Here is a 25,396-nt window from a genome sequence, read left to right on the forward strand (position 1 = left end):
CGACCCTACGAGGCCGCGCCGGGGCGCGGGGTGCACTGCCAGGACACCGGACGGGAGGCACGGTGTCAGCTGGCACCGCGCCTCCCGTCCGATCTGTGGTGCGTCCAACGCGCCCCGCGCGTGATCACGCGCGCGGACTGATCCGGACGGTCGCCGAGGTGGGGCCGTCCTGCAGCATCGGAGGGAGGTACGGGCTGCCGGCGTACTTCGTCTCGTACGCGAGGTCGATCCGGCTGTTCAGGTCGGGGCCGATGGATTCGAACACCACCTCGTGCTCCGTCCCTGCGGCGCTGATCCTGCCGGCGCCCTGTTCGATCGCGGAGCGGTACCAGCGGGAACGTTGCCCGTTGTAGGCGCGGACGTAGAGGTCGTCGTCGACGACGACCGACCAGATCCAGGTCGGCGTGCCGTACGTCGTGCCGTCCGCCCGGAAGGGGCTGACGTGGAGGTCGTCGGAGGCGGCGATCGCCGCGATGGTGTCGGGGTTCCAGTCGGACATGTGCATCCTGTTCGTCGGGCCAGTGCTCTGCTCCACCACCGTACGAGGGGGTGGACGGTCGAGGGATGCCCTCGTGGAGCACCTCTCGGCGGCGCCGTACCAGCCGCAGGCACCGTTCTGGTGGTGAGCGCGACGCTCAGCGGACGCGTGTCCAGGTGCCGCTGAGCTGGATGAACTCCCCGCCGACCACGGAGCTGGCCATGCAGGTCCCGGCGTCGTAGTCCTCGATGTGGGTGACGTGGTCGCCCGCGTCGGCTTCCGTCCACCGGACGGCGTAGAGCCCGTCCCGCACCTTCGTGGTCGTGTACGGCATCGTCTCGGTCCGTCCGGCGATGGCACCGCCGGTGACGTGGAAGGTGACCTGGGTCTCCGTGTCGAAGGTGATCTCGACGGTGAAGTGTCCGAGGGGGGTGTCCGGGCCGAGGTCGGCGAGCCAGGTCTGTCCGACGGCGGGGAGGGTTGCGGTGGTGTCCATGCGGTGTTCCTTCGGGGGATCGTAGGGATCAGAATTCGAGGACGAGCCGGCCGCGCAGACCGCCCCGTTCGAGCCGTTCGTGGGCGGCGGCAGCGTCGGCAGCGGGGACGACATCGGCGACGTCGGCCGTGAGCTCGCCCCGCTCGACGGATCGGGCGAGCCGCTCGATGGCATCGTGCCGGAGGTTCGAGCGCATCACGTAGGACCCGAACACGCTGATCCCGCGGCCCGGGTCGACGTCGGTCGGCAGGTAGAACGCGACCTGCCCGCCGTCGCGAGCAGCGTCGACGACCTGGTCGGTCAGGACCGCTGGGTCCGCGACTGCGTCGGCACCGCGACCGTTCGTGGCGTCCCGGACCCCTGCGGTGAAGTCCGTGTCACGGTCGAGGACGACCGCCGCACCCAGGCCACGGACACGCTGTGCGTCGGCGGGGCGCGCATCGGCGATGACGGTGATGCCGCGCGCGGCGGCGAGCTGCACGAGGTACCCGCCGACGGCGCCGGTCGCACCGGTCACGGCGAGGGTCTGGCCGGGCTCCAGGGCGAGGTGTTCGAGGGTGATCTCCGCGGTGAGTGCGTTCGACAGGAACGCCGCCCCTCGGGCGAACGAGCCGCTCGACGGCATCCGGGTCACCGACAGGGTCGGCAGGACGATCCGTTCGGAGTAACCACCGTGGCTCCCGTCCGGTACGACGAACCCGGTGACGGAGTCGCCGACGACCAGGTCGAACCCCTCCGGTTGCTCCGGGCCGACCTCGTCGAGGACGCCGGCGACGTCGGTGCCGGGGACGACGGGTTCGGCGATCGCACGGTCGTTGCCGGCGAACCCTCCGGATCGGATGATGGCGTCGACGGGGTTCACGGCAGCGGCGCGGACCCGGACACGGACCTCGCCCGGTCCCGCGTGCTGTTCTGGCAGCTGCACCTCGCGCAGCACAGCGGGTGCTCCGTACTCGGTCAGACCGAACGCTCTCATGGTGGCTCCTTCGTGGTCGGGGATGTCCCCGACGATGCCAGCCGGCGCCCGCGCTGTGGAGGCACGGATCCCTCCCCCCTCCGGCCGGTGGCAGACTGCCCGACGTGGCGATCGACGTGCGCGCAGCAGAGCTCGGTGACTTCCTGCGTGCTCGGCGTGCGGAACTCGACCCGGCGGCGTTCGGGATCCCTGCGGACGTGAGGCGACGTGTGCCGGGCCTCCGTCGGGAGGAAGTCGCGCAGGCCGCGTCGATCAGCGTCGAGTACTACACGCGCATCGAGCAAGGCCGTATCGCGGTGTCCGCTCCGGTCCTGGCAGACCTCGCCGACGTGATGCGTCTGACGAACGAGCACCGGGCGTACTTGACCGACCTCACCGGGAAGGCTGAGGCTGCTCCGCCACTGCCGCGCGTGCAGACGGTGCAACCGGCGCTGCAACGCGCGCTGGACGACCTCGCGACGACGCCTGCGTTCGTCCTCGGACGGTTGACGCGGATCATCGGCTGGAACCGGCTCGGTGCCGCGCTCATCACCGACTTCGGGGCCATCCCGACGGCGGACCGCACGTTCATCCGGCTGTTGTTCGCGGACCCGGCCATGCGAGCCCTGTACGCCGACTGGTCAGAGGTGGTCGAGCTCGCCATCGCTCAGCTCCGGGGTGACAGCGCGCGGTACCCCGACGACGCCGAGCTCCGCCGGGTCGTCGACGGGATGTCGACTGACTTCCCGGAGTTCCGGGAGATCTGGGCTGCCCACGCCGTGGCCGGTCGCGGGACCGGGCGGAAGACCCTGCGTCACCCGGTCGTCGGTACGGTCGAGCTCGACTGGGAGATTCTGGCGTCGGCGATGGACCACGACCAGCTGATCGTGCTGTGGACAGCGGAACCTGGGTCGGTGTCCGAGGAACGGTTGCGCCAGCTCGCCGAGCGCACTCCGCACCGCTGACGCTGACGCTGACGCTGACCAGGTCAGCCGACGACCGGAGCACCGTTCAGGCGCTCGCTGTCGCCCCGATGATCGCGGCGGTGAAGAGCACCCAGTCGTTGATGATGTGCGCGCCGGTGCTGACCGCGATGTTCTTCGTGCGGATGTAGGCGAGCGTGAGGACCAGTCGTGCGATGCCGATGATCAGGAACGCCTGCGCGAAGTTCCACCCGTAGGTCGGCAGGTGCGCTGCACCGAACCAGATCGCGGTCGCGAGCCAGGCGATGAGGATGCCCTGGGTGCGGGTGAGTCCGATGCGGTGGCACAGCGCCATGACCGCCAGGAACGGCAGGATCGTGAAGAGCTCTTCGCCCAACAGCTGGATCGCGGTCCCGACGTAGAACGCGACGATCTCACCCGCGCCGTGGATGCCGTCGGTCGCGGTGTTGGCGTTGGTGCCGAAGATCGCCTTGACGATGATCCCGACCGTGAACGACACGATGAGGCTGAGGATCGCGAACACGATCATGGTGCCGAAGTCACGTGCAGTGGTGCGTTGGAAGATGCGCGCCCAGTGTCGTCTCGTGAAGGCGATGAGGACGGCGAGCATGATCGCGGTGAAGAGGAACCGTGGCACGAGCGACTGGACGTTGTCCGCCGCCGGGTAGAAGCTCAGCACGGTGATGCCGGCCACGCACGCGACGACGATGGTCACCCACTGCCATGCGGGGATCCGGATCGGGTCTCCGTCGTAGAACGGGAAGTCCCGACCGTCCTGCCGTTCGATCGCCCTGCCGTAGCGTCGAGCCCCTGTGGCCATGGTGTGTCCCCTCGTGCGTTGCATCGCCCTGTGGTGCATGTCGTCTGCACCCGAAGAGAAGGTACCGGCGGAGTCGGTCATCGGTGCACTGGTCCGTCGGCCTGCAGACGTCGTACCTGCGGCCGGAACCAGAACACGAAGACCGCGACGACGTACAGGGCCTCGAGGACGATGCTGACCGGCACGTTCCAGTCGCGGACCGGCCCGTCGATCACGGCGTCGTTGAGGCCGTGGATCGCAGCGGCACCGAAGTACGCGAGCACGCCGACGCCGATCGCCCTGCCCGTCGGCAGCGTCTTCGCGGCGAGCCAGATGATGACCGCTGCGCCGACAGTGATCAGGGGGTGCGAGACCTCGGCGATGATGCGGACGATGACGTCCATCATCATGATGAACGGCGCATCGGACGGTGCCTTCGCGCCGTCGAGGATCGGGTCGAGCGAGGTGATGATGTAGCTGATGCCCTCGAGGAACCCCAACCAGGCCGCGGCGATGAACACGAGCCACACCGCCAGTCGCGGCGACCGGTACGTGCGGGACGACAGCAGCAGGATGACGGGCACCAGGAGCTTCAGGAACTCCTCGACGAACCCCGGCCAGACATGGCCGCCGGGCAGCAGGCTCGCGATGCCGTTCAGGCTTCCGGCGAGCAGCATCGCGATGGTCCCCCAGACGAGGCCGAGCCACAGCGCCTGCACGCGGTGGGGCAGTCCGGCCAGGGAGACCTTCTGCCGGAAGTACCAGCCGATGGCCACGAGCGGGACCCCGATGCCGATGATCGCGGCGATGACCACCACCACGAGCGAGTACGGCGGCAGGCCGTCTCCGACCGTGGCCTCGCGGCCGCCGGAGAGCATCAGGGTGCCACCCCAGTACCCGAGGAGAGCACCGGCGGCAGCGCCCCCGAGGCCGACGATGAGTGGTGCGGTCCCTCGGGGTCGCGTCATGGGACCGAAGCTACCAGCGGGCACGACGGCGTCACGCGGTCAGCCGCACACTGACCTCCCACAGCCGCCGGGCGTCGTCGGCGTCGAGCATCGCCGAGTTGGCATCCGACGGGATGCTGTCCGCGGTGAGCGGCCGGACCTCGTCGTCGATCACCGCGACGTCGCTGTCCTTCAGGTAGACCCCGCCGACGCCGTCGAGCAGCGGGCTCGCGGCACCGAACACGAGGGTCGCCGCCCCCTGCTCGATCGTCTTCTTACCGCGCTCTGGATCGACGACGGTCGTACCGTCCTCGTCGACCAGCCCCTGCTCGCGGTACGAGGCGATCCGGGACTCGTCGTGCGGACCCGGGCCGATGATCACTCCGGGGTGTGCGGCGAACGACCGGATGCCCCGGTCGGCGTACCGGCGGTCCAGCTCGACCGCGAACAGCACGTTCGCCCGCTTGGCCTGCCCGTATGCCGCAGCGGCGTCGTAGCCGCTGGCGAACGCCGGGTCGTCCCACCGGATCTGCCCGAAGCGGGCGGCGCCGGACGTGACGTTCAGGACCCGCGCACCACGGGCCTCCAGAAGGGAAGGGAGGAGCGCCCGCGTGAGCCGGAAGTGCCCGAGGTGGGACGTCGAGAACGACAGCTCGTTGCCGCGGGCGTCGAGCCGCCGGTCCGGCGTGAAGAGCATCGCGGCGTTGTTGACCAGGGCGTGGAGCGGGCGCCCGGAGGCCGTCCAGTGTGCGGCGAAGGCGTCGATCGACGCCGGGTCGGTCAGGTCGAGCTGCTCGACCCGGACCCCGGGGATGCCGGCGACGGCGGCGCTCGCGCGGTCGGTGTCGCGGGACGCGACGGTGACCGTGGCGCCGGCGGCTGCGAGGGCGCGGCTGGTCTCGCGTCCGAGGCGGCCGTGACCGCCCGTGACGACGACGTCCCGGCCGGTCAGGTCGACGCCGTCGAGGACGTCGGTGGCGGTGGACGATGCGGTGAAGGGGGTGGGGAGCGGGCGCTGGTCGGTGATCACGAGTGGTTCTCCTTCGAGTCGATGTGGCCGACTGCGTCGATGTGGCCGACGGCGTCGCCGGCTTCAGCAGAGGCGATGGCATCGGCCGTCGCGGACCACGCGTCGGCGTCGAGCCCGAGCGCCGTCCGGAGGAACGCCGTCGTGGTGCGGCGGACCAGGTCCACGCGCTCCGGGCTCTCGTCGGTCGTGGCGGTGGACGCGTAGTCCTGGATGCCGCCGAGCAGGTGCTCCCCGCCGTGCACCGTCACCAGGTGCCGGGCGCCGGGGCTGTGGTGGTACACGTCGGTGAACCAGTCCGGCCCGCGCGTGGAGAGCCGGGACTGGTCGTGGTCCCCGGCGACGACGAGCGACGGGGTGCGCAGCTGGCTGAAGTCCGGGCTCATGAAGGGGAAGTGCTCCTGCGCGAACGGCGTCAGGTCGGCTCCACCGAACCCGGTGGTGGAGAGCAGGACCCCGGCCCGCACGCGGTGGTCGGTGCGGTCCTCGCCGGGCTGTCCGTCCGACCCGATCACCCGGGCGCCGAGGAGCATGCCGACGGACTGGCCGCCCCACGAGTGCCCGGCGACCGCGAGGTTCGCCTGGTCGACACGTCCCGCGAGACCGGGGACGGCGGCGACGAGGACGTCGAGGTCGTCGATGACCCGCTCGAGGTCGTCGACCCGGGTCTGCCAGATCGTCGGGTAGCGCGGGTCGTCGAGCGTCAGGCCGTACTGCGTCGAGTCGAGGAACGTGGGCTGGACGACGACGAACCCGTTGGCGGTCCAGTGGTCGACGAGGGGATCGCCGCCGGTCATCGACTGCCCGAAGCCGTGGGCGAAGACGATCACGGGAAGCTCGGTGCCCCTGATCGGGGCGGTGATCCGGACCTCGAGGTCGTGGCCGCGTGACGGCGCGGGCCGGGTGACGGGGCGCACGCTGATCACCTGGGGGAGCGGTGCTGTTGCTGGCATCGGGAGTCCTTCCGGAAGCGGTCGTCGCACGAAACGGAGCGACGTTCCGGAACGATACGGAACAGCGCTCCGGATTGCAAGCGAAACGGATCGGCGTTCCGTTCCGGGCGCAGGTCGTGCGATGATCGGGGGATGAGCACGCCGTCGAACGACACCGCGCCCTCGAACGACACCGCGCCGCCCCGGCGTCGCCGCGACGTCGAACGGAACGAGCGGACGATCCTCGACGCCGCGGCCGGTGTCTTCGCGGCGTCCGGAGTCGGTGCGCCGGTGCGCGAGGTCGCCGCCGCCGCCGGCGTGGGGGTGGGTACGCTCTACCGGCACTTCCCGACCCGCTCGGACCTGGTCGTCGCCGTGTACCGGCACCAGATCGAGGCCCTGGCCGAGGCCGGCCCCGTGCTGCTCGACTCGGCGCCGACGTCGTTCGACGCGATCCTGCGCTGGGTGCACCAGTTCGTCGACTTCCTCGGCACGAAACACGGCCTGGCGCGGGTGTGGGAGGGCGACGCCGACGGCTTCACCGCGCTGCACACGCTGTTCGTCGACGAGCTCGTCCCCGTGCTCGGCCGCATGCTCGACGCCGCTCGCGCATCGGGCGAGGTGGTCGCGTCGGTGTCGCCGTACCAGCTGCTCCGCGCCGTCGGCGACCTGGTCGCGTGGAGCCCCCAGGACCCGGACTACGACGTGCGGACGATCGTGACGCTGCTGGTCACCGGCCTGCGGCAGGCGCAGCCGCCGGTCACCCCTGCGCCGGAGACCGACGCGTAGCGCGCCGACGACCGACGCGGAGCGCGCCCGGTCAGGCCGTGTGGAGCATCGCCACGGTCCGGTCCCACAGCTCTCGGGCCAGGTCGGCGTCCTCGGCCTGCGCGTTCGGTACCGCCACCTTGCGCTTCACGTAGTACTCGCCGGTCGGGTAGTCGCGACCGGGGTTGTTGTCGGCCAGGTACACGAGTGTGTCGGCACCCTTCTCCGGGGTCGTCAGGAACACGTGGCGCAGGGGCGTGTGGTACACGAGGTACATCGGTGAGGTCTTGTCGTTCGAGAACCCGGTGCTGATCGTGCCGGGGTGGAACGCCGTCGACGTCACGCCCCGGTCGCGGTACCGGCGGTCGAGTTCCTTGGTGAACAGGATCTGTTCGAGCTTCGAGTCGCCGTAGGCCTTGGTGGCCCGGAAGTGCCGCTCGGCGTCGAGGTCGTCGATGTCGACGTGGCCGAAGAGCTTGTTCGCGACGCTCGAGGTGTTGATGACCGTTCCGCCGGACGCGACGAGCCGGTCCATCAGCAGCTCCGTGAGCAGGAACGGTGCCAGGTAGTTGACCTGGAACGTCAGCTCGTGACCGTCGACGGTGACCTGGCGGCCCGCGCTGAAGATGCCGCCGGCGTTGTTGGCCAGCACGTCGATCCGCGGGCAGCGTTCGAGCAGGTCGTCGGCGAGCCCCCGGACGGCGGACAGGTCCGAGAAGTCGGCCAGGAAGTGGTCGACGCCGAGGTCGCGGGCGACCCGCTCGGTCTTGGCAGGGTTGCGACCGACCACCACGACCTCGTTCCCGCGGCGGACGAGCTCCCGCGCAGCGGCGACGCCGATGCCGTCGCTGGCGCCGGTGATGACGATGGTCGTCGCGGCCATGGGGTGCTCCTCGGGTCGGGGCGAGCGTGCGCTCGGCTCCGTCCGTCCTACAGGGTCGGCCCTGAACGGTGCACGTGACGGACGGGAGGCAGGTGGCGGGCCCGCCACGGGCCTCCCGTCCGCCGCCCGGTCGCCGCTCAGGCCGCGCCCGGCCCCGCCAGGTCGGCTGTCTGCACGACGACGCCGAGGGCGGGGAACACCGACCGGAACCGGGCGGCGTGGGCGTCCGGGTCCGGGTCGTTGGTGGCGTCCTCGACGAGGACGACGTCGTAGCCCAGGTCGTACGCGGCCCGAGCCGTGGACTCGACGCCGAAGGTCGTCGCCTGGCCGACCACGACCACCTCGGTGACGCCGTCGGCGCGCAGCCGCTCGTCGAGGCCGGTGCCGGCGAAGGCGCTCCACCCGCCGCGGGTCAGGTTGCCGTCGGCGTCGGCCCGTTCGAGCAGCAGGGAGCCGTAGGCGACCGGAGCCGGGCGGGGGCCGCCGCCGTACTGGGTCGCGCCTGCCGGGGTCGCGGCAGGGTCGTGGCGGATGAACACCACCGTGCCGCCGCCACCACGGGTGGCGCGGGCGAGGGTCTCGACGTTGGCCACGACGGTCTCGACGGGGTGGGTGCGCTGGTACGGCGCGGTCCCGGCCTGCAGGTCGACGACGATCAGGGCGGTGCGTTCGGTGCGGGTGCGGGTCACCGGTCCAGGGTGCTCGATCGTCGGGCGCGGTGCGTACTGCGTCTGCGGTATCCCGGTCGCGGTCACCGGCCGGTCGGTGGGTGCGTGCACGCGTCGATCGCGGCGTACTCCCGGCTGAGTGCGGTCTGGTTCCGCTCGGTGCGCCACGACCGGATGCCGGGCGCAGCGGCCACGGCGGCGATCCACACGCCGGCACCGACGAGGACCGGCACGAGCGTCGGGTCCCCGCCGAGGGCGAGCAGACCGCCGAGCGCGACCGCCAGCACGGCGACCGCGGAACCCGCGGTGGCGACCACACCAGCCAACCGGGCCGGCTGCTGCTCGAGGGCGGCGATCCGGGCCAGCGCCCGCTCAGCACGACGCTCGAGGAGCGGTCGTGCCGGGTCGGGCCGGGTGCGCAGACGCTGGAGCAGCAGGGACGTCGTGCCGAGCCGTCCGCCCTGCACGGTCACCGTCCAGCCGAACTGCTCCAGGGTGTGCCGGTGGAGCGGCACGAACGCGGTCGGTGCGTACAGCACCCGGGTCTCCATGTGGCGGGGGACCGGCGCGTGCAGGACCGCGTCTTCCCGGGCGATGGTGTTCGTCATCGGGCTCGGCCCGCGCTCAGGCGGTCCGGCGGCGACTGGCCGCCTCGCACGCGCCGTAGACGACGTCGAACTGGCGGTCGACGGCCGGACGGATCCGCTTGGTGCGCGCCGCGCGGACGAGCTGGAAGGCCACGGGAGCGATCGCCCAGTTGACCAGCCCACCAGCCCCGACGAGGAACACCGTGACCGGGTCGAGCCCGCCGAGCAGGTCGGGGACCGTCACGGTGTCCTGCACGGCGAACACCGAAGCGGCCAGCAGGACGCTGCCGATCGCGCCGAGCGCGTACGCGACCACCGACGCCGCGGTCGTGCGGGAGCGTTCGAGCGCGTCGATCGTGGCCAGGGCGGTCTCGGCGTTCTGCTGGAGCTCGGTCAGTTCGACGGAGCGGACGGCACGGTCGCGGCGGAGGCCGAGGGTGCGCCGGCGGTTCAGTGCGCCCGTCCGGTCCGAGCCGTCGGACGTCCAGCCGAAGTTGCGGTAGGTGTCCGCGTACAGGGCGTCCTTGCCGCGCGGGACGTCGACCGTGCAGTAGTCGTACGTGGTGGCAGCGGGAGCGGCGGTGTTCGTCAGCATCATGGTGGGTCCTCCGGTCGGTGCCGGATCGTTCCGGCCTGGTGTCGATCGTCCCGGGGACGGGCCGCGGGCAGGTCCCCGATCGGTGGTACCCCCGACTACTGCGTTCGCAGTAGCCGGACCGCTGACCCGCACGACAGGATGAGTGCATGCGGCGACTGCGAGCGATCTGGGGTTCGTGGCGTCCGGACGACCGCTGGGTGTTCCGCGGCACCGCCGCCGTCGTCCTGCTCGCGTGCGCGATCGAGTCGGGCCGGGTGATCGCGGCCGATGCCGGCCCGGGTCCTGGCATCGCGGTCGCCGCGACCGTGCTCGCCGTCGTCGCGGCGCCGTGGACACCGTGGACGGCGCTCGGCCTCGCCACGGTCGCGCCGGTGCTCGGTGGCCTGTCCGGGTGGTCGCCGATCGTGACCTGGAGCTGCGCGGTGCTGCTGCTGTTCGCGGTGTCCTCGCGGCAGGGGCACCCGGTCCGCGCCGCGGCGATCGTCGCTCCCGGCGTGGTCATCGGCACGCTCCTCGCGCCGGGGGAGGGCGGTGCGGTACCGACCGCCCTCGGCGCCCTCATCTCCGTCGTCGCCGCGGCGGCCATCGGCTCGGGGCTGCGGGTACAGCACCAGTACCGGGCGTCGTTGGAACAGCGCGCCGCCGATGCCGTCGCCACGCGGGAACTCGAGGCCGAGCGCCGCGTGGCCGAGGAACGCGTCCGGATCGCGCGGGACCTGCACGACGTCATCGGGCACGAGATCGCGGTGGTCAGCATGCAGCTCGGGGTCGCCGAGGTCACCCTGCCCGCCGGGGCCGACGAGGCCCGGCGTGCGCTGGATGCCGCCCGGGACGGCGTGCGGAACGTCCTGACGGAGACCCAGCACGTCCTGACGGTGCTCCGTTCGGCGTCGGGCAGCGGCGCCGACCTCGACGACCCGACGGCTCCGGCCCCCGGCATCGAGCAGCTCCCCGGACTCATCGCGTCGTACGAACGGATCGGCCTCGACGTCGATGCCCGACTGGACGACGTCGGCCCGGTCTCCGTGCCGATCGGTGTGACGGTCTACCGGGTGGTGCAGGAGTCGCTCACCAACGCCCACCGGCACGGCGAGGGCCGGACGACCGTCACACTCGCCCGCGCCGGTGACGACCTGGTCCTCGAGGTCCGCAACCCCCGCCGGCGGACCCCGGCGAGCGACCCCGTCGCAGGCCGGAGCAGCGGGCTCGGTCTAGTCGGCATGCGCGAGCGCGTCGCCGCCGTCGGAGGGTCCGTCCAGGCCGCGGCGGACGGCGTCCTGTTCGTCGTCCGCGTCCGCCTGCCCACCGCGAACGGAGCACGATGACCACACGAGTGATCCTGGTCGACGACCAGGACATGATCCGACTGGGGCTCCGTGCGATCCTCGACCGCCAGGACGGCATCGAGGTCGTCGGCGAGGCCGGGGACGGGCTCGTCGCGGTGCAGACGGCGCTGTCGGTCCCGGCGGACGTCATCATGATGGACATCCGGATGCCGGGCATCGACGGGGTCGAGGCGACCCGACGGATCCGCGCCGAGCGCACCGCCGAGCAGGTGCGCATCGTCATGCTGACGACCTTCGACCAGGACGAACTCGTCTTCGCGGCGCTGCGTGCCGGGGCGAACGGGTTCCTCAGCAAGGCCGCGGGACCCGCAGAACTCGTCGCCGCGATCGAGGAGGTGGCAGCGGGCGGAGGGGCGCTGTCCGCGGCGGCCGCAGCGGCGCTCATCGGACAGGTCGCCCGCACCCCCGCGTCCTCCGTCGACCCGGAGATGACCCGGCGCTTCGAGGCCCTCACCGCTCGCGAGCGCGACGTCGTGGTGATGGTCAGCCGAGGTCAGGGCATCGACGCCATCAGCGCCGAGCTCTTCCTCTCACCACTCACGGTCAAGACCCACGTGAACCGGGCCATGGCGAAGGTCGACGCCCGCGACCGGGCCCAACTCGTGGCGTTCGCGTTCCAGGCCGGCCTGGTCGACTGAGGTCGCCGCGGGCCGAACCCTCGCCGCCGGCGCTTCCGGGAACCGTCGCAGCGCCATCGCGAGCCCGATCACCGCAGCCACGCCGCCGAGGAACACCCCGCTCGCACCCGTGGACGCAGCAGCGTCCTCGGTGCTGCCCGCGAACGAGAGCAGGGCCGACTGGGTCAGCACGAGCAGGATCACCGCGGCGGCGACGTTCACGAGCTTCGTCGCCTCGACGAGTGGTTCCCCGTCCTTGCGCGCGGTTACCGCACCCCAGACCCCGATGCCCAGCTCCGCGAACGTCGCCGCCGCGATGACGATCGCCACCCACTGGTCGTAGTGCACGGGGTGCGCCCGCCCGACGAGCATCGGCACGCTGCACCCGACGAACACGACCGACATCGCGGTCACCGCACCCCCGATCCACCGGTGTCCGGCCTGCCGGAACCGCATCCGGTCGCCGCTCGCCGCATCGAACGCGAACGACAGCCGGTGCCGACGGACGGCCCAGACCTTCGCGGCCGCGACCCCGAGCGTGAAGACCACTGTCGCGGCGAGGAACAACGAGGGGGCCGCGCAGAACAGGACGACCTTCCACCCCGCCATCACGAGGCTGCTCGGCACCGACAGCACGGCGAGCACGAGCCCGCGGCGCGGCCGATCCCGCCACACCGTGACGGCGTACTGCACGGCGACCTTCCTGGTCACCGGCATCAGTCGAACGTGACGACGACCTTGTCGGCCGCCCCGGGGGTCGCAGCCACCCGGAGGGCCTCGAGCACGTCGCTCGCCGGGAAGACGTCGCTGACGATCTGCGCGTACGCCTCGGGGTTCGCGATGATGTGCTCGGTGACGTCGAAGATCTCGGTCGGGTACCCCATCGCGGTCACGATCGTCGGCTCGACGGCCAGCAGGTCACCGAAGTCGACCTCCACGGGCCGCTTGTGCACGGCCACGACGCCGATCGTCGCGCGGTGCTTCGCCAGGCGCAGCGCCGTCTGCACGGTGGCCGGCACCCCGGCGGCGTCGAGCCAGACGTCGGTGCCGGACTTCCCGCCGTGCCCCACGCCGTCCCGTGCTTCGCCGTGCAGGGCGATCAGGCGCTCGTCGAGTGGCTCGTCCGCCGAGTTCACGACGGCATCGGCTCCGACGAGCAGGGCCTTCTCGAGCCGCGACGCGATCACGTCGACGACGACCACGTGCCCGACGCCGAGCGCCTTGTAGCTGATCACGGCGCCCAGCCCGATCGGGCCGGCACCGAACACGACGACCGTGTCGCCCGGCTGCGGCGCGGTCCGGTTCACGGCGTGCAGGGCGACCGCCATCGGCTCGTTGAGCGCGGCCACCTGCCAGGGCAGTTCCTTCGGGACCAGGGCGATGCTGGTGCCGAGCACGGCCTGCTCGACGAGCAGGAACTCGGAGAGCCCGCCGGTGGGGCCGCCGTTGCCGATGATCCCGCGTGGGTCGCCCATCGGGTTCACCACCACGTGGTCCCCGACGGAGATGCCCTCGACCGCGTCGCCGACGACGGCCACCTCTCCGGCGACCTCGTGCCCGAGGGACGTGTGCCCCTCACGCGGCGGGATGCCGCCGCGCGCGGCGTAGAAGGCGTCGGAGCCGCAGACCCCGCACGCCTTGACGGCGATCAGGACGTCGGCGGGGCCGACCTCGGGGACGGGCTCGTCGCGGATCTCGACGGATCCGGGGCCGGTGACGACGACGGTGCGCATGGTGCTCCTCACGTCACGAGCACGGGCGGCTCGGGACGGAACCATCTGACCAAGACGGCGACCTGCGCACGTACTGCGATCGCAGTAGCGCCGGGTCATCGGACGGGAGGCCCGTGGCGGGCCCGCCATGTGCCTCCCGTCCGCTCTGGTCGACGGATCGTGGCCGCCGTCAATGGCCCTCGGGGCCACCACAAGGGGCGCATGCGTTCATCCCTGCTCTCGTTGGTAACAGTTACGACCGAAACAGAACCAAGGCCACGGACCTTCTACCGCTCCTCACTTGCTCTTGTCGGCTCGATGCGCTCGTCCACCACGTCCACCCGCGCCAGTACGTTGGCGAACCCGCGCCGCCCTCGGGTGGCGAACAGCCCGATGACGGCTGCGACGGCGAGGGCGAACGCCAGCAGGCCGGTGAAGGGCAGCGCGGCGGCGCTTGCCGTCGCCCACCCGCCGGAGCCCGCGGCCCACCGCACCAGGCGCTGCCAGGCCGTCGGCCGGGGCTCCGGCCGGAGCCGGACGACCGCCTCGCCGAGCGTGCGCCCGGACGCGAGCACCACGATCAACTGGATCGCCGGTGCGACGAAGGGGAACGTGGCGAGCAGGACCTTCGCGAGCGTGGAGTTCAGGTCCTGTCCGGCGAGGGCGAACGACAGGCTCGTGATCGACACCAGCGCGCCGGTGGTCAGCACCATGGCGAGCAGGTCGCAGAACATCCCGAACCCGCGGCGCCAGATCGTCACCCGGCGGGGCAGATCCGACGACGGCTCGCCCCGGTGCCGGACGAGCACCCAGAGCACGGGGGAGACCAGCGTGCCGACGAGTGCTCCGGTGGTGTTCGCGAGCAGGTCGTCGACGTCGAACAGCCGGTACGAGCACGGGTACAGGAACCAGTCGCCCGTCAGCTGCGTGCACTCGATGAGCAGCGACACCAGGAACCCAGCGACGGTCCCGACGACCACCCCGGCCAGGAACCGTCCGTGCAGGAACACGTGCCGGACGAGCATGCCGAGGGGCACGAACAGGATGACGTTGAAGACCACCTGCGCCGCGGCCGGGTTCGCGAGCAGCGACCGGGGGCCGGAGAGCCCGCCCTCCTTCGCGATGTCCCCGACGAACGCGAACGGCGTCAGCTGCGGTCCGGAGGCGGCGCGGCAGATCGCCGCGACCTCGCTGGTGTCGGGCAGGGGCAGGAGCGTGTACGTGACGAGGGCGAGCCCGTAGACGACCGTGGCGAACGCCAGCACCGCGTTGCCGACGCCGAGGGTGCCCCGGCGTCGGTACTGCAGCGCTGCCCACGGCACCAGTCCGGCGATCGCGATCGCGGACCCGACGAGCAGCGCGATGACGGCAGGGGTCGCGGAGGTCATCCCTCGACCCTAGGGATCCCGTGGGACACGCGTCCGGCTGCCGGTCGTGCCGCGACCCGCGAGAGGATGGCGGTGTGACCACCGCGACCAGCATCCTCGACGCGATCGTCCGGCACGTCGACGACACCGGCTTCGGCGCCCACGGCCTGCACGTCCGGACTGCCGACGACGACGTCGCCGAGCACCGATGGACGCCCGACGTGCGCGAGGAGATCCACTCCGCGGCGAAGGGCGTCTGCGTCCTCGCCACAGGGATCGCCGCCGACGAGGGTCTGGTGGACGTCGACGAACCGATCGCCGCTTCGCTGCCCGGGTTCGAGTTCGGGGACGGCGCGGACCAGGTCACCCTCCGGCACCTGCTCACGATGACGAGCGGGATCGACATGCCCTGGTCGGCGACGGAGCTGACCGACTGGCCGGACCTGGCGGCCGAGTTCCTGCGGCGGCCTTCGCGGGGTCGCGTGTTCCAGTACGCCAACGTCAGCACCTACACCGCCATGCGCGTGCTCGAGACCCGCGTCGGCGACGTCGGCGCGTTCGTGTCTCGACGGCTGTTCGACCCGCTCGGCATCGAGGACGTGGAGTGGCTGCGCTGCCCGAACGGGTACGTCGCCGCCGGCGAGGGACTGGCGCTCCGGACCGAGGAACTCGCGCGCCTCGGTCGGCTCATCCGCGACGGCGGCGTGGTCGACGGGCAGCGCATCGTCAGCGCCCGCTGGTGCGACGCGATGCACTCCGACTGGGTCGAGCGCGAGGGGACCGGGCCCGGGTACCACCGCTACGCGATGGCCGGCTGGGGCGGTCCGGGGCAGCTGTGGCGGCTGCACGGCGCGTACGGGCAGATGCTGCTGTTCGACGACCACCCCGACGGCGACACCGTGGTCACGATCACCGCCGACGACCACTTCGGCGCCGACGCGATGGCCGCGTTCGTCGCCGAGGAGCTCGCCCGGCAGCGGTAGCCGGCAGCGGTAACCGGCAGCGGTAACCGGCAGCCGTCGCTGGCAGCGGTCGCTTCCTCGCCGTGCGAGGATCGATCAGTGCAGGAACAGACGCCCGTCGCGATCATCATCGCGGCCATAAGCGAAGAGGTCTCCGCCTTCGCCGACCTGTTCGGCGGGGTCCCGATCCTCGACGGCCCCGTCGGAGGCCACGATCCGCACCAGCTCCTCGACATCGGCGGCGCCACCGTGGCCGTCCGCCGCAGCGGCATCGGCTTCACGAACGCGACAGCCGCCGTGGCACACGGCTTCCACGACTTCGGACCCGGCATCCCCGTGATCAGCGTCGGGACCGCCGGCGGCCTCATGCACGGCATCGCGATCGGTGACGTCGTCGTCGGCGACCGGTACGTCAACCTCAACGCGGACGCCACCGCGTTCGGCTACGCCCTCGGCCAGGTGCCCGGCATGCCGACCGGGTACGCCCCGGACGCCCGACTGGTCGAGCTGGCGATGGCCGCCGACATCGCCTGGCCGCTGCGCTCGGCGACGATCGGCTCGAGCGAGGTCTTCGTCACCGAGGGGCGCGCCCGGACACTCCGCGACGCCTTCCCCGACGTGGCCGCGGTCGACATGGAGTCGGCCGCCATCGCCCAGTTCGCCCACGTGCACGACATGCCGTTCGTGTCGGTCCGCTGCATCAGCGACCTCTGCGCGCCCGACGGTGCCGAGTTCCGCGAGCACCTGGACGGCGCCGCGGCGCGCGCCGCCCGCGTGGTCCACGACCTGGTGCGCGGCCTGCGTCCCTGAGACCCGGCCGCCGTCGGACGGGAGGCGCGGTGCGGACCCGCCACGGGCCTCCCGTCCGCCCCCGGCGCACGTCGAGAGCCACGGTGCGCACGCATGTGCGCCACCTGCGAGCGCATCCCGCGCACGGTGCGATGATGAGCGGCGGCCGTCGCCCGGACGGCCGGAGACGGAAGTGCCGAGCGTGACCGAGACCCGCTCCGAGACCCCGACGGAACCGTCGAAGCCGACGGACCACACCACCCCCACGACCGAGGCCACCGACGACGGTGGCCACGGCCCGCGCAAGGGCGTCGCCGTCCTGGCGCTCGCCGCACTCGGCGTCGTGTTCGGCGACATCGGGACGAGTCCGCTCTACGCCCTGCGCACCGTGTTCACGATCGACGACGGCCTGGTGAAGGCGAACCAGGAAGACGTCTACGGCGTCATCTCGATGATGTTCTGGAGCATCACGATCATCGTCTCGATCAAGTACGTGCTGATCCTGATGCGCGCCGACAACGACGGCGAGGGCGGGGTGATGGCGCTCGCCGCCCTGGCCCGCCGGCTCTACGCCAAGCGTCGCGGTGGTGCGGTGATCTTCCTGGTGATCGGCATCGTCGGCGTCTCGCTCTTCTACGGCGACTCCGTGATCACCCCGGCCGTGTCGGTGCTGTCCGCGGTCGAGGGGCTCGGTACCGCGGCGCCGTCCGTCGATCACCTGATCGTGCCGATCGCCGCAGTCATCCTGGTCGTGCTGTTCGCGGTGCAGCGCTTCGGCACCGGCAAGGTCGGCAACCTGTTCGGCCCGGTGATGCTGCTCTGGTTCGTCGTGATCGCCGCCGCCGGCGTCCCGCACATCCTCGAGCACCCCGGCGTCCTGCAGGGGCTCTCGCCGACGTGGGCGATCTCGTTCGCCTTCGCGCACCCGTACATCACGTTCGTGGCGATGGGTGCGGTGGTGCTCGTCATCACCGGTGCCGAGGCGCTCTACGCCGACATGGGGCACTTCGGACGGTCGCCGATCCTCAAGGCGTGGTTCTTCGTGGTGTTCCCGGCGCTCGTCCTCAACTACCTCGGGCAGGCGTCGCTGGTGCTGCGCGACCCGTCGGCGGCGAAGGACCCGTTCTTCCTGCTGTTCCCGGACGCGTTGCGACTGCCCGTGGTGGTGCTGGCGACGCTCGCGACGGTGATCGCGAGCCAGGCCGTCATCTCCGGGGCGTTCTCGCTCACCCGGCAGGCGGTCCAGCTCGGGCTGCTGCCGCCGCTCACGATCCGGCAGACGTCACGGCGGGAGAGCGGGCAGATCTACCTGCCCGCGGTGAACCTGCTGCTGTTCATCGGCGTGCTCGCGATCATGCTCGCGTTCCGGTCGTCGGCGAACCTGGCCACCGCGTACGGGGTGTCCGTCACCGGAGCCCTGGTCGTCGACACGCTCCTGCTCCTGCTCGTCGTCCGCCCGCTGTGGAAGTGGGCGACCTGGAAGCTCGTGGTCGCGGCGGTGGCGTTCGGCGGCCTCGAGCTGACCTTCCTCGCCGGCAACCTGTCGAAGATCATCCACGGTGGTTGGGTGCCGCTCCTCATCGCCCTGGCGGTGATCACGGTGATGACGACGTGGCGCCGTGGCCGGGCGCTCGTGCAGGAGGAACGCAAGGAGCGCGAAGGGTCGCTCGCCGACTTCATCGACCGCATCAACCACGAGCACATCCCGCGGGTGCCCGGGGTGGCGGTCTTCCCGCACCCGAACAAGGAGACGACGCCGCTGGCGCTCCGGGCCAACGTCGAGCACAACCACGTGGTGCACCGGACCGTCCTGATCGTCTCGGTGCTCACCGCCAACGTGCCGCACGTCCCGCACGCGAAGGCGTTCTTCCGCGACGACCTCGGCTACGAGGACGACGGCATCGACCACATCACGGTGAAGTTCGGGTTCTCGGACGACCAGGACCTGCCGAAGGCCCTGCACGCCGCCTGCCTGGCCGAGGTCCTGGACATCGACCCGGAGGAAGTGCTCCGGGCGTCCTACTTCATCTCCCGCGGGGCCCTCCGTCCGATGCCCGGCAACCGGGGGATGGTGGCCTGGCGGAAGAAGCTCTTCGTCGGCCTCGCCCACAACGCCGCCGACCCCGCGGCACGCTTCGGTCTCCCGGCGCAGCGCACCGTGACGATGGGCAGCGACGTCGAGATCTGACCGCGCCGTCGAGATCTGACCGCGTCGTGCACCGGCGTTCTGCATCGGCATCCGCATCGGCATCCGCATCCGTAGAGCGCAGGCCCCCGTTCGGGGGTGATGGTCTTGTGCACCCGTTCAGGGTTACGCTCATCGGAACCACACCACAGCTGCAGGCAGCATCACCAACTGCCGGACCAGCACCAGGATCAGGAGCGAAGCCACATGAGGCTTGGAGTACTCGAGCGCGCCCAGAAAGACCCAGGGGCGTCCACTTCCACCCGATGGTCAGGCCGGAGCAAGGGCGTCGCGATCGTCACCGCAGCCCTCCTCGGCGCCGGCGGCAGCATCCTCGCCGCCGCCCCCGCGACGGCAGCGCCCGTCGCGTCGACCGGGCAGGGGCGCTTCCTCAGCGGCTCCGCGCTCGGGTTGAACCTCGACGACATCCTCACCGTGACCCCGGCGGACGCGGTCAACACCGGTGGGGCCACGGACACCGACGTCCACCCGCTCGACGTCACCGCACTCAACGCGGTCAACGTCAACCTGGGCGGGGGCCTCAACCTGCTCGGGAACAACGGCATCCTCACCCTCGGTGCCGTCAACCAGTACGCCGCCGCCAACGCCGACGGCAGCTCCGTCGCCGCGTCCGGTGCGGTGACGAACACCGGCGGGATCGGCGTCGGCGGACAGGACGGCGTCCCGCAGTCCAACGCCACGCTCGACCTGTCGGGTCTCATCGGAGCCGACCTGGCAGGCGCCCTCGCGAACGCCCAGCTCGAGGTCGGCGCCGTCTCGGCCACCGCTGCGCAGGCAGCCGGCCCGGACGGTGCGCAGACGGGCGACTACGGCATCGCCGGACTCGACCTGTCGCTGACGAGCCCCGCACTCGGCACCACGGTGTCCGGCCTCCGCACCACGCTCGGCACGCTCCAGCCGACGGTCGACGGCGTCGAGGACACCCTGAACGCGCTCGGCCCGCTCGTGCAGGTCCAGGGCCTGCCCGACCTCGTCACGGTGCTCGACTCGGCCACCGGCGACGTCACCAGCGCCGACGGCTCGATCACGGCGAACCTGCAGACCGGTGCGATCACGGTCGACGTCGCCGCAGTGCTGACGAACGCCGGCCTGGACATCAACAACCTGCCGGCGAACACCGAGCTGCTGCCGTACATCACGGACGCACTCACGACCCAGCTCCTGCCGGCGGTCACCACCGCGCTGCAGGGCGTCGTGACCCAGCTCACCCAGTCGCTCCGCGGGCTGACCGTCACGGTGGCGGGTCTCCCGCTGCCGATCGGTCAGCTCCTCGACGTCGTGAACCCCGTCATCGCGCAGGTCGTCGCCCCGATCAACCAGGTCGTCGCCGGCCTCGGTGAGACGGTCATCACGCCGCTCGCCAACGCCCTGACGACCGTCGTGTCGTTGCAGGCCAACGTGCAGGAGACCAGCGCCGACGGCGTCTTCACCCAGCGTGCCCTGCGCGTCGCACTGGTGCCGGCCGCCGGCACCGCCGTCGTCAACCTCGCCTCGGCTGCGGTCGGCCCGAACGCCGGTCCGCTCGCGGTCCCGACCGTCACGACGCTCGACCCGGACAACGGGCCGGTCGCCGGTGGCACGGTCGTCACCGTCACCGGGACGGGCTTCACGGACGACGCCACGGTGTCGGTCGACGGTTCCGACCCGATCGCGGCGGACTCCGTCTCGGACGACGGCACCGAGCTGACCTTCACGACGCCGGCGCACGTCGTCGGGACGGTCGACGTCACCGTCACGACGCCCGCCGGTGAATCCGACCCGCTCGACTTCACCTACACCGACGACGCGGCCGCGGTCCCGACCATCACGACGCTCGACCCGGACAACGGGCCGGTCGCCGGTGGCACGGTCGTCACCGTCACGGGGACGGGCTTCACGGACGACGCCACGGTGTCGGTCGACGGTTCCGACCCGATCGCGGCGGACTCCGTCTCGGACGACGGCACCGAGCTGACCTTCACGACGCCGGCGCACGACGCCGGGACGGTCGACGTCACGGTCACCACGCCCGCCGGTGAATCCGACCCGCTCGACTACACGTACAACCCGGCTCCCGCAGCGGTGCCCACGCTCACGACGCTCGACCCCGACAACGGGCCGGTCGGCGGAGGCACGCTCGTCACCGTCACGGGCACCGGGTTCACCGACGACGCGACCGTCTCGGTCGACGGATCCGACCCGATCGACCCGGAGTCGGTCTCCGACGACGGCACCGAGCTGACGTTCACGACCCCGGCGCACGTCGCCGGTCCCGTCGACGTGACGGTCACGACCGATGCCGGGACCTCGGACCCGCTCACGTACACCTACAACCCGGCACCCGCCGGGGCTCCGACGCTGACGGCGCTGGACCCCGACAACGGTCCGGTCACCGGTGGCACGGTCGTCACGGTCTCCGGCACGGGCTTCACCGACGACTCGACGGTCTCGGTGGACGGTTCCGACCCGATCACGCCGGACAGCGTGTCGGACGACGGCACCGAGCTGACGTTCACGACGCCGGCGCACACCGCCGGTGCGGTCCCCGTGACCGTCACCAACGGTTCCGGCACCTCGGCGCCGCTGCCGTACACGTACAACCCGGCCCCGGCCGCGGTCCCGACGATCTCCGCGCTGGACCCTGACAACGGTCCGGCCGCGGGTGGCACGGTCGTGACCGTCACGGGCACCGGTTTCACCGACGACTCCACGGTCTCGGTGGACGGCTCCGACCCGATCACGCCGGACAGCGTGTCGGCGGACGGCACGACGCTCACCTTCACGACCCCGGCGCACGCTGCCGGTGACGTCGAGGTCACGGTGACGACCCCGGGTGGCACGTCCGACCCGCTGGTCTACACCTACAACCCCGCGTCGACCACGACGACCCCGCCGCCGGTGATCACCTCGCCGACGGACGGTGGCACCGTCACGACGCCCAACCCGCCGATCACCGGCACCGGTCAGCCCGGCGCGACCGTCACGGTCACCGACGGCACGGTCGTCGTCTGCACCGCGGTCGTCGCGGCGGACGGCACCTGGAAGTGCACCCCGATCGTCGGCTTCGGCCCGGGAACGGTGACCATCACCGCCACCCAGACCGGCGCAGACGGCACCTCGGCGGCGTCCGACCCGGTGACGTTCACCGTCCGTCTCGCGACCGCCGGCACCGGTGGCGCGGGTGGTACCGGCCCGAACGGGACGCTCGCCTACACCGGTAGCGACCCGGCGCCGGTGATCGCCTTCGCGATCCTGCTGATGCTCGCGGGCGTCGGGCTCACCATCGCCCGCCGCTTCCGTCGGGCCTAGTCCGCACCACCAGCAGCGCCCGTCGGGATCCGTCCCGGCGGGCGCTGCTGCGCGCGTGCACGGTGCGGGTTTCGTCGGCTGGTGCAGGGCGGGCCCGCCGCGGTGCGTGGCGTGCACGGTGCGGGTTTCGTCGGCTGGTGCGGGGGCGGCCGCGTGGTGCGGCTCTGCTGCGCCGCACGGTGCGTGGAAGCGTGCACGGGGTGGCATGGTCCGCACGGTGCGGACGGGAGGCCCGGTGCGGGGCCGTCCCGGGCCTCCCGTCCACGGGTGCGTACGCGGGTCGGGCACGGTGCGGGTTTCGTCGGCTGGGGCGGTGTTGGCTGCGTGGTGCGTGTCTGCTGCGCTGCACGGTGCGTGGAAGCGGGCACGGGGTGGCATGGTCCGCACGGTGCGGACGGGAGGCGCGGTGCGGGCCCGCCACAGGCCCCGTCCGTCCGCGGGTGGGCGCGATCAGAGCCCGAGCTGCTCCCGCAAGTACGGCGCGGTCCGGCTCTCGGCGGACGCCGCGACCTGGGCGGGGGTGCCGGTGGCGACGACGCGGCCGCCCTCCTCGCCCCCGGAGGGCCCCATGTCGATGACGTGGTCCGCACTCGCGACGACGTCCATGGCGTGCTCGACCACGACGACGGTGTTGCCGGCGTCGGTGAGGCGTGCGAGCTGTGCGGTCAGCAGCTCGACGTCGGCGGGGTGCAGGCCCGTCGTCGGTTCGTCGAGCAGGTAGAGCGTGTGCCCGGTGCGCGCGCGTTGCAGTTCGGTCGCGAGCTTGATGCGCTGGGCCTCGCCACCGGACAGTTCCGGTGCAGGCTGCCCGAGCCGCAGGTAGCCGAGGCCCACCTGGCGCAGGGCCTCGAGGCCGCGGGCAGCGGCCGGCAGCGACGCCAGGAAGGGGGCAGCCTGGTCGACGGTCATGCCCAGGACGTCGGCGATCGACGCCCCGTCCCACTGCACCTCGAGCGTCTCGTCGTTGTAGCGCGCACCGTGGCACTCCGGGCAGGGCGCCCAGCTGCCCGGCAGGAACAGGAGCTCGACCGACACTGAGCCCTCGCCCTGGCACACCTCGCACCGGCCGCTGGCCACGTTGAACGAGAAGCGGCTGGCGGTCCAGCCGCGGGCCTTCGCGTCGTCGGTCGCGGCGAACGCGGCACGCACGGCGTCGAAGAGCCCGGTGTAGGTCGCGAGGTTCGAACGTGGGGTGCGGCCGATCGGCTTCTGGTCGACCTGCACGACGCGGTCGACGAGCGGGTGCGACGTCGCGACGCCGGGCAGGACCCCGCCGACGAGCGACGACTTGCCGGAGCCGCTGACGCCGGTGACCGCGGTGAGCACCCCGAGCGGCAGGTCGACGTCCAGGTCCTGCAGGTTGTGCAGGGTGAGGTCGCGCAGTTCGAGGGTCCCGACGGGGGTCCGGACGGTGCGCTCACCGTCGGCACGGTCGCGCGGGTGCAGGAACCGTCGGGTGACCGACGCCTCGACGTCGGCGAGACCGTCGACGGGGCCGCTGTACAGGACGGTGCCCCCGCCGGATCCGGCACCCGGGCCGACGTCGACGATCCAGTCCGCCCGCCGCACGATGCTCATGTCGTGCTCGACGACGAAGACGCTGTTGCCGCCGGCACGCAGGTCGTCGAGGACCTCGACCAGGGACTCGGCGTCGGCCGGGTGCAGGCCGGCGCTCGGTTCGTCGAGCACGTAGACGACACCGAACAGGCCGGAGCGCAGTTGCGTCGCGATGCGCAGGCGCTGCGTCTCGCCGGGGGAGAGCGTCGGAGTGGCCCGGTCGAGCGCGAGGTACCCGAGGCCCAGGCCGACGAGCACCTCGACCCGGGTGAGCAGGTCGCGGGAGATCGCGACGGCGACCTCGGTGTGCTCGCCGGACGAGGCGCGTGAGGTGGCAGCGCTGGCGTCCGTGATGGTGGCGATCGGGCGCAGGACGTCGGCCAGCGCCGTGAGCGGCAGCCCGTTCAGGTCGGCGATCGAGTGACCACCGACCGTCACCGCGAGCGCGGCCCGGGTCAGGCCGGTGCCGCCGCAGAGGCCGCACGGACCCGACTCGACGAACTGCAGCACCTTGGTCCGCTGCGTCTCGCTCTGCGAGTCGGCGAGGGTGTGCATCACGAACTGGCGTGCGCTCCAGAACCGCCCCTTGTACGGCTTCGCGACGCGGTCGCGCTTCGGGTGGACCTGGACGACGGGCTGCTCCTCGGTGAACAGCAACCAGTCGCGGTCCTGTCGGGAGAGCTCACGCCACGGCACGTCGATGTCGTAGCCGAGCACCGCCGTGACGTCGCGCAGGTTCTTGCCCTGCCACGCCCCGGGCCACGCGGTGATCGCGCCGTCGCGGATGCTCAACGACGGGTCGTGGACGGCCGAGGCCTCGGTGACCTCGTGGGCGATGCCGAGCCCGTGGCAGCGCGGGCATGCTCCGGCGACGGTGTTCGGCGAGAACGAGTCGGACTCGAGCCGGTCGACGCCAGACGGGTACGTGCCGGCGCGGGAGAACAGCATGCGCATCGAGTTCGACAGGGTCGTCAGCGTGCCGACGGTCGACCGGCTGCTCGGGGCACCGCGGCGCTGCTGCAGGGCCACGGCGGGTGGCAAGCCGGTGATCGATTCGACGTGCGGCGTCGAGCCCTGCGCGATGAGCCGTCGGGCGTAGGGAGCGACGGACTCGAGGAAGCGGCGCTGCGCCTCGGCGAACACCGTGCCGAACGCGAGCGAGGACTTGCCGGAGCCGGAGACGCCGGTGAAGGCGACGATGCGGTTGCGCGGGATGTCCACGTCGACGTCCTGCAGGTTGTGCTCACGGGCGCCGCGGACGCGGATGAAGTCGTCGGGCCCCGGTTGGTCGTCGGTCACGGTCGAGCGGGGAGCGGGCATCTGCTCGATGGTAGGCGGGTGCTGCTGAACGTGGTGAAGGGCCGTCCCGGTTGCCCGGGGCGGCCCTTCACGAGTGGTGCGGTGGTGCGTGTGGTGCGGGGTGTTACTTGATCTGTGCGGTGATGGTGGCGGTGCCGACGAGGAGGCCGC

General features: G+C 71.9%; 23 protein-coding genes. 8 read left to right on the forward strand and 15 right to left on the reverse strand.

Annotated elements, in window-relative coordinates; genetic code table 11:
• Positions 1-124: 124 nt before the first annotated feature.
• The 3 genes from HQQ88_RS19030 to HQQ88_RS19040 all read right to left on the reverse strand — a co-directional run bounded on the left by HQQ88_RS19030 (position 125) and on the right by HQQ88_RS19040 (position 1,950).
• Positions 125-499 carry a DUF2255 family protein gene (locus tag HQQ88_RS19030; protein ID WP_173171066.1) on the reverse strand — a complete coding sequence of 125 codons (375 nt, stop codon included), beginning with the start codon at positions 497-499 and terminating at the stop codon, positions 125-127.
• A 136-nt stretch (positions 500-635) separates the two neighbouring features.
• Entirely contained in the window at positions 636-974 is a 339-nt protein-coding gene (locus HQQ88_RS19035; RefSeq protein ID WP_173171069.1) for a hypothetical protein, read from the reverse strand.
• Between the two features lie 28 nt (positions 975-1,002).
• On the reverse strand, positions 1,003-1,950 hold the full coding sequence (locus HQQ88_RS19040) for an NADP-dependent oxidoreductase (protein ID WP_173171072.1): 948 nt from the start codon (positions 1,948-1,950) through the stop codon (positions 1,003-1,005).
• Between the two features lie 104 nt (positions 1,951-2,054).
• On the opposite strand from HQQ88_RS19040, the gene HQQ88_RS19045 reads away from it, so the two are divergent.
• Positions 2,055-2,894, forward strand: a complete 840-nt coding sequence (locus HQQ88_RS19045) for a helix-turn-helix domain-containing protein (RefSeq protein WP_173171075.1) — start codon at positions 2,055-2,057, stop codon at positions 2,892-2,894.
• 46 nt (positions 2,895-2,940) lie between these two features.
• On the opposite strand, the gene HQQ88_RS19050 is transcribed toward HQQ88_RS19045, so the two are convergent.
• The 4 genes from HQQ88_RS19050 to HQQ88_RS19065 form a co-directional block, all read right to left on the reverse strand.
• Positions 2,941-3,693, reverse strand: a complete 753-nt coding sequence (locus HQQ88_RS19050; protein WP_216835159.1) for a CPBP family intramembrane glutamic endopeptidase — start codon at positions 3,691-3,693, stop codon at positions 2,941-2,943.
• Positions 3,694-3,770: 77 nt separating this feature from the next.
• Positions 3,771-4,640, reverse strand: a complete 870-nt coding sequence (locus HQQ88_RS19055) for a PrsW family glutamic-type intramembrane protease (protein WP_173171078.1) — start codon at positions 4,638-4,640, stop codon at positions 3,771-3,773.
• Between the two features lie 31 nt (positions 4,641-4,671).
• Positions 4,672-5,649 (reverse strand): SDR family NAD(P)-dependent oxidoreductase, encoded by a 978-nt coding sequence (locus HQQ88_RS19060; protein WP_131921153.1) that lies wholly within the window; start codon positions 5,647-5,649, stop codon positions 4,672-4,674.
• A complete protein-coding gene (locus tag HQQ88_RS19065; protein ID WP_173171081.1) occupies positions 5,646-6,599 on the reverse strand; it encodes a chlorophyllase in 954 nt (317 codons plus the stop codon). The genes HQQ88_RS19060 and HQQ88_RS19065 overlap by 4 nt, the downstream gene beginning before the upstream one ends.
• A gap of 132 nt (positions 6,600-6,731) precedes the next feature.
• Here HQQ88_RS19065 and HQQ88_RS19070 point away from each other — a divergent pair, with 132 nt between their 5' ends.
• On the forward strand, positions 6,732-7,367 hold the full coding sequence (locus tag HQQ88_RS19070) for a TetR/AcrR family transcriptional regulator (RefSeq protein WP_123293812.1): 636 nt from the start codon (positions 6,732-6,734) through the stop codon (positions 7,365-7,367).
• 31 nt (positions 7,368-7,398) lie between these two features.
• Here the strand turns inward: HQQ88_RS19070 and HQQ88_RS19075 are convergent, their stop codons facing one another.
• The 4 genes from HQQ88_RS19075 to HQQ88_RS19090 form a co-directional block, all read right to left on the reverse strand.
• Positions 7,399-8,229, reverse strand: coding sequence for an SDR family NAD(P)-dependent oxidoreductase (locus tag HQQ88_RS19075; RefSeq protein ID WP_173171084.1), 831 nt, complete (start codon positions 8,227-8,229; stop codon positions 7,399-7,401).
• A gap of 137 nt (positions 8,230-8,366) precedes the next feature.
• Entirely contained in the window at positions 8,367-8,918 is a 552-nt protein-coding gene (locus HQQ88_RS19080; RefSeq protein WP_173171087.1) for a cysteine hydrolase, read from the reverse strand.
• 62 nt (positions 8,919-8,980) lie between these two features.
• Positions 8,981-9,505 (reverse strand): hypothetical protein, encoded by a 525-nt coding sequence (locus HQQ88_RS19085; RefSeq protein WP_173171090.1) that lies wholly within the window; start codon positions 9,503-9,505, stop codon positions 8,981-8,983.
• 16 nt (positions 9,506-9,521) lie between these two features.
• A complete protein-coding gene (locus tag HQQ88_RS19090) occupies positions 9,522-10,082 on the reverse strand; it encodes a hypothetical protein (protein WP_173171093.1) in 561 nt (186 codons plus the stop codon).
• A gap of 146 nt (positions 10,083-10,228) precedes the next feature.
• Here HQQ88_RS19090 and HQQ88_RS19095 point away from each other — a divergent pair, with 146 nt between their 5' ends.
• Entirely contained in the window at positions 10,229-11,407 is a 1,179-nt protein-coding gene (locus HQQ88_RS19095) for a sensor histidine kinase (protein WP_123293818.1), read from the forward strand.
• On the forward strand, positions 11,404-12,066 hold the full coding sequence (locus HQQ88_RS19100) for a response regulator transcription factor (protein WP_123293819.1): 663 nt from the start codon (positions 11,404-11,406) through the stop codon (positions 12,064-12,066). Before HQQ88_RS19095 ends, HQQ88_RS19100 begins: the two co-directional genes overlap by 4 nt.
• Here HQQ88_RS19100 and HQQ88_RS19105 read toward each other — a convergent pair.
• From HQQ88_RS19105 to HQQ88_RS19115, 3 genes are all read right to left on the reverse strand, one after another.
• On the reverse strand, positions 11,959-12,762 hold the full coding sequence (locus HQQ88_RS19105; protein WP_173171096.1) for a hypothetical protein: 804 nt from the start codon (positions 12,760-12,762) through the stop codon (positions 11,959-11,961). The two genes, HQQ88_RS19100 and HQQ88_RS19105, sit on opposite strands and share 108 nt — an antisense overlap.
• Positions 12,762-13,778, reverse strand: coding sequence for a zinc-binding dehydrogenase (locus tag HQQ88_RS19110; RefSeq protein WP_173171099.1), 1,017 nt, complete (start codon positions 13,776-13,778; stop codon positions 12,762-12,764). Before HQQ88_RS19110 ends, HQQ88_RS19105 begins: the two co-directional genes overlap by 1 nt.
• Before the next feature lie 266 nt (positions 13,779-14,044).
• Positions 14,045-15,145: a VanZ family protein gene (locus HQQ88_RS19115; protein ID WP_173171102.1), complete on the reverse strand. Its 1,101-nt coding sequence runs from the start codon at positions 15,143-15,145 to the stop codon at positions 14,045-14,047.
• A 74-nt stretch (positions 15,146-15,219) separates the two neighbouring features.
• Between HQQ88_RS19115 and HQQ88_RS19120 the strand changes: the two genes are divergently transcribed.
• From HQQ88_RS19120 to HQQ88_RS19135, 4 genes are all read left to right on the forward strand, one after another.
• Positions 15,220-16,107, forward strand: coding sequence for a serine hydrolase domain-containing protein (locus HQQ88_RS19120; protein ID WP_173171104.1), 888 nt, complete (start codon positions 15,220-15,222; stop codon positions 16,105-16,107).
• A 78-nt stretch (positions 16,108-16,185) separates the two neighbouring features.
• The gene (gene mtnN, locus HQQ88_RS19125; RefSeq protein ID WP_173171107.1) at positions 16,186-16,896 is read left to right on the forward strand and encodes a 5'-methylthioadenosine/S-adenosylhomocysteine nucleosidase; all 711 of its coding nucleotides are present in this window, start codon (positions 16,186-16,188) and stop codon (positions 16,894-16,896) included.
• A 181-nt stretch (positions 16,897-17,077) separates the two neighbouring features.
• Positions 17,078-19,063 (forward strand): potassium transporter Kup, encoded by a 1,986-nt coding sequence (locus HQQ88_RS19130; RefSeq protein WP_173171109.1) that lies wholly within the window; start codon positions 17,078-17,080, stop codon positions 19,061-19,063.
• 204 nt (positions 19,064-19,267) lie between these two features.
• Positions 19,268-22,369 (forward strand): choice-of-anchor G family protein, encoded by a 3,102-nt coding sequence (locus HQQ88_RS19135; protein ID WP_173171112.1) that lies wholly within the window; start codon positions 19,268-19,270, stop codon positions 22,367-22,369.
• 450 nt (positions 22,370-22,819) lie between these two features.
• Here HQQ88_RS19135 and HQQ88_RS19140 read toward each other — a convergent pair whose 3' ends face one another.
• Positions 22,820-25,246 (reverse strand): excinuclease ABC subunit UvrA, encoded by a 2,427-nt coding sequence (locus HQQ88_RS19140; protein WP_173171115.1) that lies wholly within the window; start codon positions 25,244-25,246, stop codon positions 22,820-22,822.
• Positions 25,247-25,396: the final 150 nt, after the last annotated feature.

Source organism: Curtobacterium sp. VKM Ac-2861, from assembly GCF_013204965.1.
Taxonomy (GTDB): Bacteria; Actinomycetota; Actinomycetes; order Actinomycetales; family Microbacteriaceae; genus Curtobacterium.